This window comes from Paenibacillus tepidiphilus, from assembly GCF_008635795.1.
Lineage (GTDB): Bacteria > Bacillota > Bacilli > Paenibacillales > Paenibacillaceae > Paenibacillus_AQ > Paenibacillus_AQ tepidiphilus.
The window spans coordinates 257,272-275,258 of sequence record NZ_VWRQ01000007.1; the positions used below are offsets into that span (position 1 = coordinate 257,272).

Here is a 17,987-nt window from a genome sequence, read left to right on the forward strand (position 1 = left end):
TTTCCTTCAACCATCCCCTGTTCCCCCGTACATTTCCAGAATCCCGGGTACTCTCTCAAGAGAGCACTCTAATCGCAAGCATCCCTCACCTTTAATGGTCCAATATGCGGCAGATGGCTCTGTACCGGCACAACAGGGCATTCCCGCATCCCCCTGCCGTCTCGCCTGTACCTGTGTCAGCACAAAAAAAGGGCATCTGCCGCCGCACATTCGTCCATCCTAGCAACCCCGTACAAACATACACTAGGGGAAGAAAGGGGAACATCCGTGCAGAAATGTCAGAAGATAACGGGAGGAAGAAAACATGGGGCACAAGCTCGTTGGAATACTGCTAAACGCCGCTATGCACCGGGGTGTCCCCCGGCTCCAGACGGGACAGGAGTCACTTGCCAACTATGAGGAAGCCGCCGCAGCCTTCGGACTGATCCCCTGCTTTCTGAAGCTGTCCGATATCGATACGGAATCCGGGTTCTGCATAGCTTACTTAAAACATCCCGAGGGATACCGCACTGTGGTCGTTCCCACTCCGGCGGTCATTCACAACCGGGCAATTTACGACCAGAACAGCCGGGGCGTGGAGCGCCTCATCCGGCAGGGCCTTATGGTTTACAATACATGCAACCGCTACGGCAAGGACCAGATCCACGGGCTGCTGGAGCAAAATGAAGCGCTGAGGGAATTCCTCCCAGCTACGGCATCGGGATACTCCGGACTGAAGGAAATGATGCAGGAATACCCCGATCTGATTCTGAAGCCGAGCAGAGGAAGCGTCGGTCAAGGGGTGATGCGGCTGACCAGCGCCGGAGGGGGACACTGGAGGTGGAGCTACCGGCCGGCCGGCGGCAGGCGCTGGATTAAGGCCAGCGTCAGGCAGGCCGCGCTGCCGGCTTCGCTCAAAGCCAGGCTCTCCAAAGTATCTTATGTCGTCCAGGAACGCGTGCCGCTGGCCGAAATCGACAGGCGCCCCTTCGATCTCCGCGTAACGGTCCAGCGCGGCTGGGGCGGCGACTGGCAGGTTACCGGCATGTTCGCCAAGCTGGCGGCGGCGGGCAGCTTCGTCTCCAATATCGCCCGCGGCGGCGAAGCACTCCCGCCCGCAATGGCGCTGGAGGAAGCCTTCGGCAGCGCGGAAGCGGCGCGCCTGCGCCTCGCCGTCGCCACGCTCAGCCTCGCCGTCGCCCGGGAGCTGTCATTAAGCCTTCCCGGCCTGGCCGACATCGGCCTGGATATCGGCGTCACCGTAGACAAACGGATCTACTTCATTGAATGCAACGCCCGCGACCAGCGCTACGGCTTCCGTAAAGCCGGTCTGGACGGGGTCTGGAAGGACAGCTACCGCAGGCCGATGGGCTATGCCCGCCAGCTGCTCGATCACCCGGCATTGTACAGCGGTTATTGATTTGTCTCCATTTCTATGTCAAGATAATGCAGAGCGGAGAGGTCCCGGGTCCGGGACCTTTGTGCTGCATCATGGAAGGGAGATGGGCATGGTTAAACATTTGCTGCGGCTGATGACCGAGCTGTCCTCATACAGATGGCTGTCCCGGTTGATGGGCGCTTTTTCCCATAGCAGACTTAGCCGTAAATTAATCCCCACATTTATTCGTATGTATCAGATTCCGGCCGGCGAAGCGGAGAAGGACCCCGGCCAATATCATTCGCTGAACGAGTTCTTCAGCCGGAGGCTGAAGCCGGGAATGCGTCCGGTCGCCGGCGGAGACGGCCTGGTCGCAAGCCCTGTGGATGCACGGATTACCGCTATGGGTGAGCTGGATTCCGGCACCATTATGAACGTCAAGGGCCAGGATTACCGGCTGGAAGAGCTGCTCAATCATTCTCCGCATCTGGAGTCTTACAAGAAGGGCTTCTTTTTCGTGCTGTATTTAAGTCCTACCGACTATCACCGGATTCACGCCCCGATCAGCGGCCGCAAGGTGGAGAGTGATTATATCCGCGGACGCGCTTATCCGGTCAATGAATTCGGCATGACCCATATGAAGAATGTTCTGAGCCGCAACGAGCGGCTGATTACCTATATCGCCGGTGCGGACGGAGAGGCGGCGGTGGTAAAGGTCGGCGCGATGAATGTCAGCAGTATCCGTTACTCCGATGAGCAGGCGGAGAGCTGGAATATCGGCGATGACCTGGCCTATTTCGAATTTGGCTCAACCGTCGTCCTGCTGCTGGAGAGCGGCACGTTCACCCCAAGACCGGATTTGACCAGCGACACCAAGGTGAGAATGGGCGAACTGCTCGGAACGATGAAGCGTCTGGATTAACACGTTAACCGGCATGATGATAAGGCATTCACTGCTGAAAGGCGGGAATGCCTTATTTTTATGTCCCTCCATGTTCCCCTATGTTTTCCTATTACAAGCCCCCGCTCGAACATGTCTGATCAATATTTCAAAATTTAAATTTGGTTAATATTCCCTCTATACTTTTCAATGTAACCCTCCGATAAACAAAAGATATATGTGACATCAGGAGGAAGATTGCAGATGGATAAGCTGAAGGACTGGATTCATCAATTACAAAATAGTTCGCTCCGGATTAAACTTCCCGGACTGATCGCTCTGCTCGTCATTGCCATCGTGCTGACAATATCTATATCGGTCTACCAGCTTGGATCAGGCCTTATGCTGGACAAAAGCAAGGATGAAATCAACGCCAACGCCGACCGGATCGGCGAGAATCTCTGGACTGCCGTACAGCTGGAAAGCCAGGCCGCATTCATTATGTCCACCGAGGAATTATTCCGTGTACTGCTGGAGCCAAATGGGGAAGGCGCGGGGCCGGAGGGTGGGATGTTCCAGGGCAATTCCTCTCCCGCTCAGCTCGTCAATGCCAAGCTGGCAGAGGTTGCCGCAAGCTCGCACGGCGTCCAATCTCTGATCGTGCTGGATTCCCAAGGGACTATCGTTGCGGGCAGCAAACCCGAAACCATCGGCGAATCCCGGTCAGACCGTGAATATTTTCAGAAGGCAATTCAGGGGGAGCCCTTCATCAGCGATGCAATTCTCTCCAAAAGTACCGGCGATTTGATCATCGCCTTCTCTTATCCGGTTAAAGATAATGACGGCCAAGTGATCGGGGTTTATTCCACCAACGTAAATTCGGACTTTTTCACGGACAAGCTGGGTAACATCGAGATCAACGATTCCGGACATATTGAGATTCTGAGCCGTAGCGGAACGGTGATGTACAACTCCAAGGATGCGGCCCAGGTGGGCGCCAAGCCGGAAGGTACGGAATCGCTGCTCGCAATGGACACCGGGGGCGAAATCATTGTAGGCCAGGCTGAGCTGGAAACCGAATATCTCCGTTACAACAAAATCCCCGATGCGGATTGGGTGGTGGCGGTCATTGATTCTTACGAGGATATTCAGGAACCGATTGAAGACATGCTGTTCAAAATCATCGGTATCGCCGTTGTGGCTATTCTTCTGTCCGTTGCGCTCGGTCTGCTCATCTCCCGCTCCATTACGCGGCCGCTGGTACAGCTCAGCAGGCTGTTCAAAATCATATCCTCCGGCGATCTCAGCGTGGAGGCCAAGGGCAACTACACAAGCGAATTCAAGCAGCTGGCGGACAGCTTCAATACGATGGTCCGGCACAACCGCGCGCTGATCGCGGATATGAACACCTCCATTGCCGTGCTCGGCGCAAGCACCAGAGAACTGGAAAGCTCTGCGGGTCAAACGGCCCAATCGATTGACGAAACCACCTCCGGGGCGGCGGAAATCGCCAAAGCAATGGAATCGCAGGCGGGCGACACCGAGATGATTGTCGATAAATTTGCCAGCTTTGGCGAGAAGTTCGTCTCAATGAACGGGCGGGCCCAATCGGTCAAGGAACGGGCGGACGATATTATTACCGTCTTCCACGACAGCAGCCGGGTCGTCGAGGAGCTCTCCCGGATCAGCGGTGACAATGACGCGCAGGTGCAGAACATCTCGGTCATCACGCAAAAGCTGCAGCACAGCTCGGACAGCATCGCCCAGATCACCGATGCGATCAACGCCATCGCAGGTCAGACCAATCTGCTGGCGCTGAATGCCTCCATAGAAGCAGCCAGAGCCGGCGAATACGGGCGCGGCTTCGCGGTAGTCGCCTCCGAGATCCGCAAGCTGGCCGAGCAAAGCGCCCGGCAGGCTGGGGAGATCAACGAAATTATCGGCCAGAATCTGGCCTTTGCCCAGGAGAGTTACCGGAGCGTGCAGGAGATCAGGGAAATCTCGGCCCGGCAGGAGGAATTTGTGGGCCGGACCCGCAGCGCTTTTACTGTGATTCATGGCCATGTGGCCGACATTACGGAGCAAATCCGCAGCATGGCCGAAGACCTGGCCCTAATGCAGCAGGACAAGGAAGAGATGCTGGAGTCCACGCAGAACCTGTCGGCCTCCGGAGAAGAAGTCTCCGCTTCCATCGAAGAAGTCAGCGCAACGATGCAGGAGCAGTCCGGAATGGCCCAGCGGCTGTCCGGGATGGTCGTAACGATTGACGGCCTGACCGCCAAGCTGGCGGAAGCCTCCTCCCGCTTCAAGACGGAGTAAGAGCGGCCTTTCCCGCACAGCGAAGCCCCGCCTGCAGACTCGGCAGCGAGTCCTGGACAGGCGGGGCTTTTTGGGTACAGAATATAGAATTAGACATGAACGCATTTAACTCTGGACCACTTCGGTTCCCGCAAGAAAATCATGCAGTGACCTCTTGTCTTCCCGCAGCCCGACCATGAACGCGCTGACGATGACGCCGATTCCCAAAGTCACGGCATACACGATACCTGCCGCTACATTGCGCAGTAACATGGTTCCGATTCCCGGCGGAGAATGGTCGCTGACTCTTCGGATCTGTATTCCGCACAGCCGCTTCCCGACCGTATATCCGCGCCAGAATACAGGCAGCAGCGTTGAATATAAGAACGTAAATATATCGCTCACCGTGTCATTGCCAGTGTCGCCGGTCATGATGTAACTGAGAACGCCCAAAGGTATACCAATGATAATGCCATCCAGCAGCGCCGCTCCAAATCTGATCCAAAAGCCCGCTTGCATGTTAATCTCCCCCCCATGTTCTCGTCAATAGCAACTTTCATCATACCTTATGGAATAGGAGATTTCACCATTTATTTGCAAGGGCCGTCCATTATATCATAAACCTTCCATATTAAAAAGAGGCGTTTCTGCAAAAGCCTAAGCTTTCCAGAAACCCCTCAGCACCAAAATTGACTTTCCCGGTGATATGCCCACCACCGGTTTACGCCCTACTCCGTCACCTTGCTCGGGTTGGCCACCTCGCGGGCCTTCTGCTGTACCTCCTCCGGCTCGCCCAGATAAAACCGGCTCAGCGGCTTGACGTCCTCATCCAGCTTGTACACCAGCGGAACCCCGGTGGGCACATTCAGATTAAGCAGCTCGGCCTCCGGAATATCCTCCATATATTTGATCAAAGCCCGCAGGGTGTTGCCGTGCGCCGAGATCAGCACCCGCTCCTTCTTGCGGATCAGCGGCATGATCCGGTTGCCCCAGAAGTCTCCGACCCGGTGCACCGTATCCTCCAGGCTCTCGCCGCGCGGAATATCCCCGGGCCGTACCTCCTTATAGCGTATGTCGTTACGGGCATACCTTGGATCGTCCGGCTCCAGCAGCGGCGGGCGGACCGACAGGCTGCGCCGCCAGATATGCAGCTGCTCCTCGCCGTATTTCAGCGCGGTCTCCGTCTTGCTGAGACCCTGCAGCGCCCCGTAATGGCGCTCGTTGAGCTTCCAGGATTTCTGCACCGGAATCCACAGCAGATCCATCTCTTCCAGCACCAGATTCAGCGTCTTGATCGAACGCTTCAGCACAGAGGCAAAGGCCAGATCGAACGTGTACCCGGCTTCCCGCAGCAGCTTGCCGGCCGACTTCGCCTCCTGCACCCCTTTCTCCGTCAGATCGGGGTCGCTCCAGCCGGTGAACAGGTTCTGCCGGTTATATTCGCTCTCGCCATGGCGGATCAACACGATTTCGTACATGCTCTCTCTCTCCTTCTCCCGAATGTAATGAGGCTTTCGAACAACGTGGGATGTACTCTTCGATAAAACAGAAGAAACGGCCTCACCGCAGGAGCGGGAGCCGTCATGCCTACTTCTTATTATTCCCCAGAAAGCGTCCCCGGGAATCCCTGGACCTTGAACCTCGCGCCAGCTATGCGCCTATCGGATTTCCGACGGACTCTTGCCGGTATGCTGCTTGAACTGGCGGCTGAAAAAGAAAATGTCGCGGTACCCCAGTGCGTCCGCCACCTCGGTCACGTTCATCCCCGCGTACAGCAGCAGATGCTGGGCCCGCTCGATCCGGGCGCGGATGACATAGGACTGCACCGAGGAGCCGGTAATCTCCTTGAATTTAATCGAGAAATAACGGGGCGACAGACCGGCGCGCGCCGCCAGGTCCTCCACCCGGTGCGCGAGTCCCGGATGCTGGCTGACATAGTTGGCGACCTCGTGGATCACCTCGGACAGCTGGTTGCTGACATGCCGTTCCACGGGCACCATGCGGTCCTCCCGCAGCAGATGGATCATCAGCTGCTTGAGAATCAGCCGCCCTTCTTCTTCCGCAGCATAAGTCTTGACCAGGAACAGACGGACGTAGCGGGCGAGCAGATGCTCGAACTCCACCGTCTCCTGCAGCACGCGGTAAGGCTGGGGAATTTCCGTCACCGGCTCAGTCACATCGAAATGAATATAGGAGATGACCAGCGGCTTCTGCGGATTATGCGTGGCATGGGTGTAATCACCCGGACGGAACAGGAAGCAGCTGCCCTTGCTGACCTGAAAAGGCTCCCCGCTGCGCACAACCGTGCCTTCCCCGCTCCAGACATAAAATAAATCATAATTTTGCAGCGGCTTCTCTCTTTTCTGCCATTTCCAGCCCGGCTCGCAAAAAATCTTGGCCAGGGACGGCAGAATGACAAAAGAGGACGGCGATGCATGCAGCATATTGCTCCCTCCTGAATGTTTCCGATTGGCATAAGGCTGAAACAGCCTGCCTGCTTTTCTTTCCATCATACCTTGTCATGTCCGATTTTGTACATCATTCCAGGCTGCAAGAAGCCGGTTGATGCCTTCCTGCAGCGCCTCCGGCGGAAGATGGGCAAACGAGAAGCAGACTGCGTCCTCCCCCGGGCTCATCCGGTATAGCGCGGCATCGCGGAAATCGGCGCCCCGCGCTGCGGCGGCAGCCGAGAAGGCGGCGAATTCGGCCGCACTGCGCTTCCAGCGGGCATAGATATGCAGCCCGGCATCACCGGGCAGCGGCTCGAACAGCCCGCCAAGCCGCTCTGTCAGCAGGCTGCGCAGCAGGCGGGCGCGCTCACCGTAGAGACGCGTCAGCCGCCGCAGATGGCGGCTGTAGCCGCCTGTGGCCATGAAGCGCGCCAAAGCCCGCTGCTCCAGCGCGCCGGCAGGCTGCGGCTCATAGAGCGCCTTCGCGGCAGTCACCGGCGCCACCAGCGCGGGCGGCAGCACAGCGTAGCCCAGGCGCAGCCCGGCGAACATGCTGTTCGTGAACGAGCCGACATAGACGACCCGCTCCTCGCGGTCCAGCGCCTTGAGCGGCTCAATCGGCCGGCCGGCCCAGCGGAACTCGCTGTCATAGTCATCCTCGACGATGACAGCGCCCTGGCGGCCGGCCCACTCCAGCAGCTGGCGCCGCCGTTCCAGCGGCAGCACCGCTCCGGTGGGGTACTGGCGGCTCGGGGTCACGAACAGCAGCCCCGCCTCCCATTCCTCCGGCTGGAGGCCGCTTTCGTCCACCTTGCCCGCCAGCAGGCGCCCGCCCGCGCTCTCCACCGCGCGGCGGATGCCGTGAAAGCCGGGGTCCTCAACGACCGCCGGACTGCCGGCATCCAGCAGCAGCTGTGTCAGCAGGACGATGCCCTGCATCGACCCGCTGAACACGGCAATCTGCCCGGCCTCGGCGCGGATGCCCCGCGTAATCCGCAGGTGCGCGGCGATCGCCTGCCGCAGGCCGGGATCGCCCTGGGCCGGGCTGCCGCTCGCCAGCAGCCCGCCGCCCTTGCCCGCCGCGTAATGGAGCGCGCTCCGCCACTCGGCATACGGGAAATGCTCCATCGGCATCCCCGCACCGCGGAAGCTGATGCGGTCTTCCGCCGCTGCTTCGCGGAGCGGCGCTTGCCGCTGCATCAGCCGCTCTCCCCAGGCTGATAGCCGGATGGCGGCGGGCGCCGCTCCGCTTGGGCCGGGCGTCTCCGGATACCCGCCGCTGCCGGGGGACGTCCCGGCGCCCTGTTGCGCTGTGCTCCGCCCGGGCGTCACCGGATACCCGCCGCTGCCGGGGGACGTCCCGGCGCCCTGTTGCGCTGTGCTCCGCCCGGGCGTCTCCGGATACCCGCCGCTGGCGAGGGACATCCTGGCGCCCTGTTGCGCCGTGCTCCAGCCGTGCGTCACCGGATACCCGGCACTGCCGTGGGACGTCCCGGCCTGTTGCGCTGTGCGCCGGCCGCTTCCGCCGGGTACGCTTGCGCCCTCCGGCCCAGTCTTCCCGCCTATGTCACCGGACGCTCCGGCCTCTTCTGCGGGCGTGTTCCAGCGGCCGCCGCCGGATGCTCCGGCTTCCTCTAACTTTGCTTCTTCTCCCGCCCCGGCGGCCGGAAAGAAGCTGTGCGGCGAGACAAAGGTGCCCCGGCCGATCTCGGCCTGGATATAGCCGTCGGCCAGCAGCATGTCGTACACCTGCGAGACCGAGCCCCGCGACACCTGGTAGTATTCCGCAAGCTTGCGGGTAGAAGGCAGCCGGGTCCCGCCCGGCAGGGTGCCGTCGAGAATAGCCGCGCGAAGCGCATGGTACAGAGCCAGGTATTTGCGGCGGTACACCGCCAGATACTGGTCGAACGCGAGTGTAAAGTTCATCCTTCCCCTTCTCTCCTGCGGCAGGTTTCAGTAAGTGGACCAATAAAAATAATGTAAACCGGTCCTTTTTCTTTGTCAATTTATTGATTATGCTGAATGCAATTTACGGAAAGGGCGTGTTTGCATCATGCGCAGACAAGAATTTAAGGTAGAAGATGAGCAGGAGCTTACAGCGTTTCTGGATAAAATGAGCTTCGGCTTCCTTGGCACAGGCGACGAGCTGGGCAATCCGCGGGTAACGCCGCTAAATTTTGTTTATAAAGACGGCATTTTCTATTTCCACGGCAGCCATGCCGGCGGCAAAATGGAGGCCATCGCCGGGCGCCCGCAGGTCTGCTTCACCGTGGCCGATGAGTTCGCGCTGATTCCCTCCTATTTCAGCGACCCGGAGATGGCCTGTCCCGCCACCGCGTATTTCAAGAGCGTCACCGCCTTCGGCCGCGCCGAGAAGGTACTGGATCTGGCCGAAAAGGCGGCCGCCATGTCGCTGTTCATGCAGAAGCTGCAGCCTGAGGGCGGCTATGCGCCGATTGACCCCGAGGACCCGCGCTACCGCCCGGCGCTCAAGGCGGTGGCGGTCGTCCGCATCGTGCCTGACGAGCTGACGGCCAAGTTCAAGTTCGGCCAGAATCTGCAGGAAGAGGCACGCTCCGGCATTATCCGCAGGCTGGAGGAACGGGGCGGGGAGCGCGACGCGGAGACGGTTGAAATGATGAAGCGGTATTGCCCTTTTCACAGCTGAAAAGTCCAGCTTTGCCGTGCTGCAAATTTTCTCAAAACAATTTTCAAAAAGGCGGCTTTGATCAGTGACGGCTCTGCAGTGCGGTGATATAATGTTAGGCAATGTTAACGTATATCCCAGATAAATCCCGGAAGGATGAAACCACTGATGAATCCACTGGCTGGTCAATTGAACGAAAGCATCAAGGCAGGCAACCCGCATGTATATGACATGCTCTCAAGCCTGGGCAAAGCGATTTATTTTCCGAAAGAGGGTATCCTGAGTCAATCCGCAGAAGCGACGGCCCATGCGAAGAAATACAACGCGACGATCGGAATCGCTACGGAGAACGGGATGCCAATGCATCTTGCCGTAATTCAGGATAAGCTCTCCGCATACAGCCCCAAAGACTTATACGGCTATGCGCCGCCTGCCGGCAAACCGGAGCTGCGTACCGTGTGGCGGGAAAAGATGCTCCGCGAGAATCCGTCCCTGGAAGGCAAATCCTTCGGCAATCCTGTTGCGACCAACGCTCTGACCCACGGGCTCAGCATTGTGGCCGATCTGTTCGTCGAAGCGGGCGACGCGATCATCTATCCGGACAAGAACTGGGAGAACTACGAACTGACCTTCGGCATCCGCCGGCTCGGCGAGCTGGTGAACTACCCGCTGTTCACCGAAGATATGAAATTCAACAGCGACGGGCTGCTGGAAGCGCTGCTGGCCCAGAAGGACCGCGGCGGCAAAGCTGTTGTGCTGCTCAACTTCCCGAACAACCCTACCGGCTACACCCCGGGCCTTGAAGAAGGCGAGGCCATCGTGGCCGCCATTCTCCGCGCTGCGGAAGAAGGCGTCAACGTGGTTGTCGTCAGCGACGACGCCTATTTCGGTCTGTTCTTCGAGAATTCGCTGAAGGAATCGCTGTTCGGACGTCTGGCCGGTCTCCATCCGCGTGTGCTTGCCGTGAAGGTGGACGGCGCAACCAAGGAGGAATTCGTGTGGGGCTTCCGCGTCGGCTTCATAACCTTCGCTTCGGAAGACAAGGATCTGCTGGCCGCGCTTGAGCAGAAGACGCTTGGCATTATCCGCGCCACCATCTCCAGCGGCTCCCATCCGTCCCAGACCTTTGTGCTGGATGCACTCAAGAATCCGGACTTCCCGGCCCAGAAGGAAGAGAAGTTCCAGATCATGAAGGGCCGCGCGAACAAAGTGAAAGCCCTGCTGGACAGCGGAAAATACGGCGACGACGTATGGACGTATTATCCATTCAACTCCGGGTACTTCATGTGCCTGAAGCTGCATACCGTATCCGCCGAAGCGCTGCGGCTTCACCTGATCCACAACTACGGCCTCGGTACCATCGCCCTCGGCGAGACCGACCTGCGCATTGCGTTCTCCTGCATTGAGGAAGAACAGCTTGAAGACCTGTTCGACATGGTATATGCCGGTATCCGGGACTTGGAGAAGGCTTAAGCGGCCAGGAGTTTTGAATAGGAGCTTTGACTAGAAGCTTTGAATAGAAGCTTTGACTAGAAGCTTTGAATAGAAGCTTTGAATGGAAGCTTTGAATAAGATCGGGACGATTGGCATAATTAATTATGGCTTAATGTAACGGGAGTTTCCCTCTACCTTATTGAAATGGGAATATTTCAATAATAGCGGGTAACTCCCTTTATTTTTCACTCCTGCTGCTGGGCGGTCGAGCTCTGATACTAGTACCTTGACCAATTCAAATTCCAGGACATAAGTGCTTTAATTCCCCTCTAGTTTGCTCGGTTATAAAGTGCCATTGCACTGATTTCTGAGCCTGGTTTCGTTTCACTTCCCATGCAGTCACTTCTTGCTGGAACCGTTCTAAGCAGCCAATTCGGCGATGCAAACACTAGCGCACAGGTGAAATTAGGTGGGGATTTTCACTAACCCTGAACAAGAGCAACATGAGAACTTTAAGGTACTGTCCTGCTTTTCGTTAGGTGTGCTTGGTTTGTGAATTATGGTCGGTTTTTCGCCTACGTTTGCCCTGTCTATCTTCACTGCAGCCCATTGTGGTCGGTTTTTCGACTATAATGGGTGTGTTTTCCTCCACGGCAAGACATTGTGGTCGATTTTTCAACTACGTTTGCCCTATTTACCTATACGGTAGCCCATTATGGTCGATTTTTCGCCTACAATAGGATTGATTAACCGGACTGTGCTGTTTGTCGGCCTGTTCACGGGAAAGAGATGTAGGTGCGGACGTCTCCAGCCTTACTCGCAAATAGATGGTGCATAGCTACAATTTGATGCGGTCAATGCACTAGTTTGATTTTCGCACACTAATATTGCCATTTTTGCGGATTTCAGCAGTCTAGTTCGATTATCGCTACTTAATTTGTCCGGTTTTAGTGTAGAAGTCGATTTCGGCCCATATTAAGTAGCGTTTATCCAATAAGACTTGTAATTCTCTCCAAACAAGTGAAATTAGGTGGCGATTTTCCAACTGTGACGTTATGCATTCTAACTTTGATCTCTGCTGCAACGATTCTCCGGTACATATCCTCGTTCATATAGGCTATGATCCTGCCAGTTGGCGGCTCCGGCGCCCAGTTTGTTTTTTTCGCCCCCTCGTGCGGCACCAGCCTATACACGTTTAGCCCTCCGCACATACAATACGGTGTACTCAAGTACAGCACACCACTCACGAGAAAGGGGAATGAACATGAGCGAAGAAGTAAGAGGCGGATACGGATACGGCGGATTTACAAGCACGGGTGCAATCCTGGTTCTCTTCATTCTGCTTGTCATCATCAGCCGTTCACTGTTTGTCTAACCGGGAATGAAATTCCCGGGAGGGAGCTGACATAGCTCTCTCCCCTTCCCAGTGTTGACAGCATTCCCTGGGCAGCCTACAATCCGGCAAGTATGCAGGGCATACTTCTTGGTATACAGTGGCACCCTCCCGCCAGAGCGGGACAAGTAGAAACGGTTACCGTCCTATACTGGGCGGTAACCGTTTCTGCGAGAAAGCTAAGAATAAAGTACAGCATGGAAGATATACTTTCTTATCCTTACACAAAGACGCCTTGACGGAGTAATTCTCCTCAAGGCGTCTTTACATTGCACCGCCGCAATCAGCGGTGACCAGTCGCTCCGGCGGAAGCTACAGGTCTTCGTCCGGCGCGGCTTCTTTGCGCTGCAAATGATTGCGGAACAGGTAACATACCAATAGTCCGGCAGCAAGCGTGCCAAGGGCCGGCAGCAGCCGTGTACTAAGCGTGAAGAGCAGCGGCAAACCGGTCACCAGGGCCAGCACCAGATGGAAGCGGCTGATAAACCCTACACTGCTGCGGCCCTTGCTGCCTTCCGGCAAGGGATAGACCGTCAGCCAGAACGATTCGCTGTGCAGCTTGCGCAGCGCCGACAGCTGGATACCAAGCAGAAAGATGAACAATACATAGATGCCGCTGCCGATATAGCTGGCCCGGTTCCACCAGACCAGCAGCAGGGCAAGCAGTGCGATCCGCAGCACAATGCCGAAGATGTCGCCCCGTGCGAAGCTCTTGGTCAGCAGGAAGCGGTAGGCATTCTCTTTGCGCCAGGGAAGGCCCCCTCCCCAGCGGGCCAGATAACGCCGCTGGTACACCCGTTGCTCCCGTCCCGGCACATCCACGAACCAGCCGAGCACCATCAGCGCTCTCGCGCCCTGATTCCGTTCCGTGGCGATCAGCCGCTCCCATGGAACGGACAGCCGTTTCGGCACCGCCAGCGAAGCGGCATACGCCGCACCCAGCAATGCGATGAAGATGAGAGCCTTCAGCGGCGTCTGCCACAGCCAGGCTGCTACCATCAGCGTGCTGACGGCCCAGCGCAACAGCTGGTACCCGCTTGCGGCAGTGCGGGACTGCATCGCGAGCTCACGCCACAGCCCATAGCTGGCCAGCAGCTTGACCAGCGCCAGCACCAGTGCGGTGGCCAGCAGGTCCCGGGGTGCAGATTCTGAACGTATGTACAGCGGCCACAAAGTGATGAGCACAACCAGCAGCCGCAGCAGCTTCCAGACATTCCCGCTCACCCATGCCGGAGCGAAATACTCGCGCATCCGGTGGCCCTGCGGAAGCAGGAAGATCGTGTCCGGCTGCTGCAGATAGGTCCGGAATCCGCTGTGCACCGCTGCCGGGGCGAGCAGCACCAGCATGATCCAGCGGATCGGGAGGCCCTCCGGAACATCGCGCAGCAGTGAAGTATACCAGGCGGAGAAGATAATCAGCACCAGAATAAATACCATGGCTACACCGCTTTGAATAATGTAGCCCATATAAGGCAGCAGGCTTCCCATGAACCTGCTGCGCCGCTTGCGGCGGAGCTCCTTCAGGTCCATCTCATTTCCCTCCCTGAACCAGCTCGTAGAACAACTGCTCCAGATTCAGTGACCGGCCGCCCGCTGCGGCATTCATCTCGGCCAGCGTTCCCTGGGCAATGACCCTGCCGTGATGCAGCAGCACGAAGCGGTCGCAGTAATTCTCAATGGTGGAGAGAATGTGGGAGCTGAGCAGAATCGAAGCTCCCGATTGCTTGAGGTCCATCATGAAATCGAGCAAGGAACGGATGCCCAGCGGGTCAAGCCCGAGAAAAGGCTCGTCGATGACATACAGCGCCGGCCGGGCCACGAAGGCGCACATGATCATTACCTTTTGCTTCATGCCCTTGGACAGATGGGCAGACAGGGTATCCATCTTGTCTTCCATATTAAACAATCTGGCGAGCTGCAGGCTGCGGGTCTCATAGTCGGCGCTGTCGACGCCGTAGGACCTGGCCGTAAATTCCACATGCTCGCGCACCGTCATTTCTTCGTACAGAAGCGGAGCCTCGGGCACGAAGCTCAGGGCATTGTGGTAGCTCTCGGGGTCCTTGGCGCGCGTCTTGCCCTGCACCATAATTTCACCTTTATGCGGCGACATCAGGCCGAGAATATGCTTCATGGTCGTGCTCTTGCCCGCCCCGTTCAGTCCGATCAGCCCGACCATCTCGCCGGGCTGTACGGTCAGCGCCACATCGTGAAGCACTGGCTTATTCAGGCTATAGCCGCCGCTGAGGTCGGAGATTTCCAGCACCGGGGCTGTGTTCATCGGCCATCGCCTCCCGTGGTTTTGTTCTTGAGCCATTTCGGCGCACCTTTATTCTTGCGGATCTTCTCGCTCTCGGCGCTGCGCTTCTTGCCTCCCGGCGCAGCTGCCCCACGTCCGCCTGGCGCAGCTGCCCCGCGTCCGCCTGGCGCCGCACTTCCCCGGCCCGCTGCCGCCGGCCCGCGTCCGGCCGGCGCAGCTCCCGCGCCGCGGCGCTGCTGCGGCCGCGCTTCACCGCCGGGCGCAGCTTCCGCCCGCCGCCCGTCCCGGGCGCTGCCAGGCTCCGGCTGCGCGCCGGAGATCCGCGCCGGCTTGCCGGCACCGTGCGGCGGCTGGCCATCGCGGCGCGGGCCTCCGCCGCTCTCCCGGCCCCTGCCGGCATCGCGGTCTGCCCGCGCTTCATCCGCGGCGACTGCCTTGCCGGCGAACAGCTCGCGCTGCTCCAGCCGGATATCCAGCTCGCGCGCGAATTTGCGCATGATGAACGTCTGCTGCTCCGTGACGATCGAGACTGACAGGCCGCGCCGGCCCATCCGCCCGGTCCGTCCGGCCCGGTGCACATAATGCTCGGCGTCGAATGCCGGATCGTAGCTGACCACCAGCGCCAGATCCTCGATGTCCAGCCCTCTGGCTGCCACATCACTGGCCACCAGGACGCGGAACTTGCCGTCACGGAAGCGGTTCAGCACATGGCTGCGTGTTACCTTGTCGGCATCCCCGTACAATGCCGCGGCCGGAAGCCCCAGGAAATTCAGCTTGGCCTCTACCTCGGCGATGTCTTCGGTAGCGTTCACGAACACAATCGCCCGCTTCGGGTTGAACGCGCGGATGACCCGGCGCAGCATATCGATCTTGTTCCGCTCTTCAGTGACCACATAGATATGCTCCAGCCCTTCGGCGGTCATCACTCCCGGATCGATGCCGATCTCGGCCGGATTCTTCATCTCCCTGGCCGCCAGATTCCGGGTCTCTTCGCCCAGTGTGGCTGAGAGCATAACCAGTTGGCGTGTACGCAGTGCGCTGCTTACGATCTTCGCCACCTCGCCCGCTCCGCTGAGCTGGAACATCTGGTCGGCCTCGTCCAGAACGATCGTGCCGACTTCATGCATCTTCAGCTTGCGCAGCCCGATCAGCTCCCGTATGCGGCCGGGAGTCCCGACCACCAGCTGCGGATGCTCGCGCAGCTTCTCGATCTGGCGCTTGACCGCCGCCCCGCCGATCAGCGCCTGCGTCTTGATGCCGCGGTGGGCGCCGTAGCGCTCGGCCTCGCGGACGATTTGCATCGCCAGCTCCTGGGTCGGCGCCAGGATCAGCTTCTGCACCACCTTCTGCTGCGGGTCGATGCCCTGAAGCAGCGGCAGCAGGTAGGCCAAGGTTTTGCCGGTGCCTGTCTGGGACGCGGCAAGCACGTCTCTTCCCGCGAGCAGCAGCGGAATGGTCTGCTCCTGAACCGGGGATGGTGCGGTAATGCCGAATTCCGACAGCCTGGCAACCAGATCGTCCTGGATGCCGATGGCCGCAAAAGAAGCTTTATTCATAACAAGAGTTCATCCTTTTCGCTTGAAATAATAGATTATCTTCATTATATGCCAAAAAGGCCTCTCCACCAAATGGAAGGCCGTGCCGGTAACGCTGTCCGCCGGGCAATGCTTCCCGGCAACGGCTCTCCGCTGCCGGAATGCCGCGGGACCCGCTATTTCCGGTTCATCGCATTATAGGTAAGTTTATCGGCAAGCCGGGGGAATAAGCCGTACAGCCGGATGCCGATGGCCGCAAGCCGGGGCAGGTCCACTTCCTCCTTGCCCTTCTCCATCAGCTGCACAATCTTCTCCGCCACATGCTCCGGCGTCATCATCATCCGGGCCACATTCTTCTCATAGCTGCCGGAAGGATCGGCAATCTTGAAGAAATCGGTGGCAATCGGTCCCGGATTGACGGCCGAGACTACAATGCCGCGCTTGCGAAGCTCCTGGCGGAGCGCATTGGTGAAGCCCAGCACCGCATGCTTCGTGGCGGTATAGGCGACGGCCCGGGAAGAGCCGATCTTGCCGGCCATGGAGGCCACGTTGACAATCTGGCCGCTGCCGCGCGCCAGCATATGCGGAACGGCAGCCTTGGTGCAGCGGACGATCCCCATATAGTTCACGTCCATCATATCGTCGAACTCCGCTGACTCCATTTCCGTGAAATCAGCAAATTTGCCGTACCCCGCATTGTTGAGCAGGATGTCGATTCTGCCATAGGCGCTCAGAATATCTGCAAACACCCGGTTCACCATCTCTTCGTCCCGCACATCGCAGACGTACAGTCCAAATACGCCCGGAAGTTCGGCTGCCACCTGCTGCAGCTTCTCCTCCGAACGGGCGAGCAGTACGGGAATTGCGCCGCGTCTGCTGAGCAGCTGCGCGGTCAGCGCCCCGATTCCGCTGGAAGCCCCCGTAATGACGACGACCTTATCTTGTAACTGCATGAATGACCATCAGCTCCTGACTGTCCGGTTTAAGAGATCATCACCTGAATATCGAGTTCTCCGATGCCTTCCATTACGAGCGGAATGCTCAGCGCCTTGCGCGGCAGAACAGACATCCCTTCGGTCTTCACCAGCTTCGGCGGAGTAATGTCCACCGCTACGCCCTGATTGGAGAGAATGGTGCTGGCATTGCCGCTGATCATATTGCCCAGCTCGGAGATTGCGCTCTGACCCATTTCATCCATTTCCGTAATCACATAACCGCCCATCATGGCCGACACCATCTTCAGCGCTACCTGCTCGGCCAATCCAAAAATAATATCTCCGCTTAACTGGCCGGTCATTCCCACTTGAATCCATATATGATTGTCGATCAGTTCAATGTCCTTAACACCCAGATTACCGGTGGATGGCGAGACCTGTATCACCTGCTCAATTACAATTCGTGCAGATTCTAGAAATGGATTGATGACTTCTGCTTTCATGAAAGTGCTGTCCCTCCTCTACCGTCCTTTTGTCGTAAACCTAAAGTCCCATCAATAATGATTAATTATACTTCATATATCGGTATTATTCACCAAAAATTAAGCCCTTTGTCGAAGGATTCTCCCGGCGACTTTCCTGTCCAACATTGCTCTGCCGGATGGAATCTCCTATAATTTAATAAAATAACAACACCCGGCGTAAGCTATTCCGGAAATATCCCGCAGGATCGGCCTTGTTAAATTGAGTCGCCCCAGCAATACCGTCATTTTTTATATTCACGGAAATCCTGTCATGATT

Annotated in this window: 15 protein-coding genes; 6 read left to right on the forward strand and 9 right to left on the reverse strand. The window is 57.9% G+C overall.

What is annotated here, in order from left to right; translation table 11 throughout:
• Nucleotides 1-304 precede the first annotated feature (304 nt).
• From F1379_RS11840 to F1379_RS11850, 3 genes are all read left to right on the forward strand, one after another.
• On the forward strand, nt 305-1,399 hold the full coding sequence (locus F1379_RS11840) for a YheC/YheD family endospore coat-associated protein (RefSeq protein WP_150269734.1): 1,095 nt from the start codon (nt 305-307) through the stop codon (nt 1,397-1,399).
• A gap of 88 nt (nt 1,400-1,487) precedes the next feature.
• Entirely contained in the window at nt 1,488-2,279 is a 792-nt protein-coding gene (asd, locus tag F1379_RS11845) for an archaetidylserine decarboxylase (RefSeq protein WP_150269736.1), read from the forward strand.
• Nucleotides 2,280-2,501: 222 nt separating this feature from the next.
• Nucleotides 2,502-4,556, forward strand: coding sequence for a methyl-accepting chemotaxis protein (locus F1379_RS11850; protein WP_150269738.1), 2,055 nt, complete (start codon nt 2,502-2,504; stop codon nt 4,554-4,556).
• A 105-nt stretch (nt 4,557-4,661) separates the two neighbouring features.
• On the opposite strand, the gene F1379_RS11855 is transcribed toward F1379_RS11850, so the two are convergent.
• From F1379_RS11855 to F1379_RS11870, 4 genes are all read right to left on the reverse strand, one after another.
• On the reverse strand, nt 4,662-5,054 hold the full coding sequence (locus tag F1379_RS11855; protein ID WP_150269740.1) for an RDD family protein: 393 nt from the start codon (nt 5,052-5,054) through the stop codon (nt 4,662-4,664).
• Between the two features lie 209 nt (nt 5,055-5,263).
• Nucleotides 5,264-6,013 carry a 2,3-diphosphoglycerate-dependent phosphoglycerate mutase gene (gpmA, locus tag F1379_RS11860; RefSeq protein ID WP_150269742.1) on the reverse strand — a complete coding sequence of 250 codons (750 nt, stop codon included), beginning with the start codon at nt 6,011-6,013 and terminating at the stop codon, nt 5,264-5,266.
• Between the two features lie 180 nt (nt 6,014-6,193).
• Nucleotides 6,194-6,979 (reverse strand): helix-turn-helix domain-containing protein, encoded by a 786-nt coding sequence (locus F1379_RS11865; RefSeq protein WP_150269744.1) that lies wholly within the window; start codon nt 6,977-6,979, stop codon nt 6,194-6,196.
• Between the two features lie 75 nt (nt 6,980-7,054).
• Entirely contained in the window at nt 7,055-8,911 is a 1,857-nt protein-coding gene (locus F1379_RS11870) for an aminotransferase-like domain-containing protein (RefSeq protein WP_239004644.1), read from the reverse strand.
• A gap of 127 nt (nt 8,912-9,038) precedes the next feature.
• On the opposite strand from F1379_RS11870, the gene F1379_RS11880 reads away from it, so the two are divergent.
• The 3 genes from F1379_RS11880 (at nt 9,039) to F1379_RS30305 (ending at nt 12,441) form a co-directional block, all read left to right on the forward strand.
• Nucleotides 9,039-9,653 carry a pyridoxamine 5'-phosphate oxidase family protein gene (locus tag F1379_RS11880; RefSeq protein ID WP_150269746.1) on the forward strand — a complete coding sequence of 205 codons (615 nt, stop codon included), beginning with the start codon at nt 9,039-9,041 and terminating at the stop codon, nt 9,651-9,653.
• 147 nt (nt 9,654-9,800) lie between these two features.
• Nucleotides 9,801-11,105, forward strand: coding sequence for an aminotransferase class I/II-fold pyridoxal phosphate-dependent enzyme (locus tag F1379_RS11885; protein WP_150269748.1), 1,305 nt, complete (start codon nt 9,801-9,803; stop codon nt 11,103-11,105).
• A gap of 1,225 nt (nt 11,106-12,330) precedes the next feature.
• On the forward strand, nt 12,331-12,441 hold the full coding sequence (locus F1379_RS30305) for a YjcZ family sporulation protein (protein WP_209443706.1): 111 nt from the start codon (nt 12,331-12,333) through the stop codon (nt 12,439-12,441).
• Nucleotides 12,442-12,771: 330 nt separating this feature from the next.
• Here the strand turns inward: F1379_RS30305 and F1379_RS11890 are convergent, their stop codons facing one another.
• The 5 genes from F1379_RS11890 to F1379_RS11910 form a co-directional block, all read right to left on the reverse strand.
• Nucleotides 12,772-13,989, reverse strand: coding sequence for an ABC transporter permease (locus F1379_RS11890; protein ID WP_150269750.1), 1,218 nt, complete (start codon nt 13,987-13,989; stop codon nt 12,772-12,774).
• A 1-nt stretch (nt 13,990) separates the two neighbouring features.
• Complete coding sequence (locus tag F1379_RS11895) at nt 13,991-14,737, reverse strand: ABC transporter ATP-binding protein (RefSeq protein ID WP_150269752.1); 747 nt, start codon at nt 14,735-14,737, stop codon at nt 13,991-13,993.
• Entirely contained in the window at nt 14,734-16,272 is a 1,539-nt protein-coding gene (locus F1379_RS11900; RefSeq protein WP_150269754.1) for a DEAD/DEAH box helicase, read from the reverse strand. The genes F1379_RS11895 and F1379_RS11900 overlap by 4 nt, the downstream gene beginning before the upstream one ends.
• Before the next feature lie 155 nt (nt 16,273-16,427).
• Entirely contained in the window at nt 16,428-17,204 is a 777-nt protein-coding gene (locus tag F1379_RS11905; RefSeq protein WP_150269756.1) for an SDR family NAD(P)-dependent oxidoreductase, read from the reverse strand.
• A gap of 29 nt (nt 17,205-17,233) precedes the next feature.
• Nucleotides 17,234-17,689: a chemotaxis protein CheX gene (locus F1379_RS11910; protein WP_150269758.1), complete on the reverse strand. Its 456-nt coding sequence runs from the start codon at nt 17,687-17,689 to the stop codon at nt 17,234-17,236.
• Nucleotides 17,690-17,987: the final 298 nt, after the last annotated feature.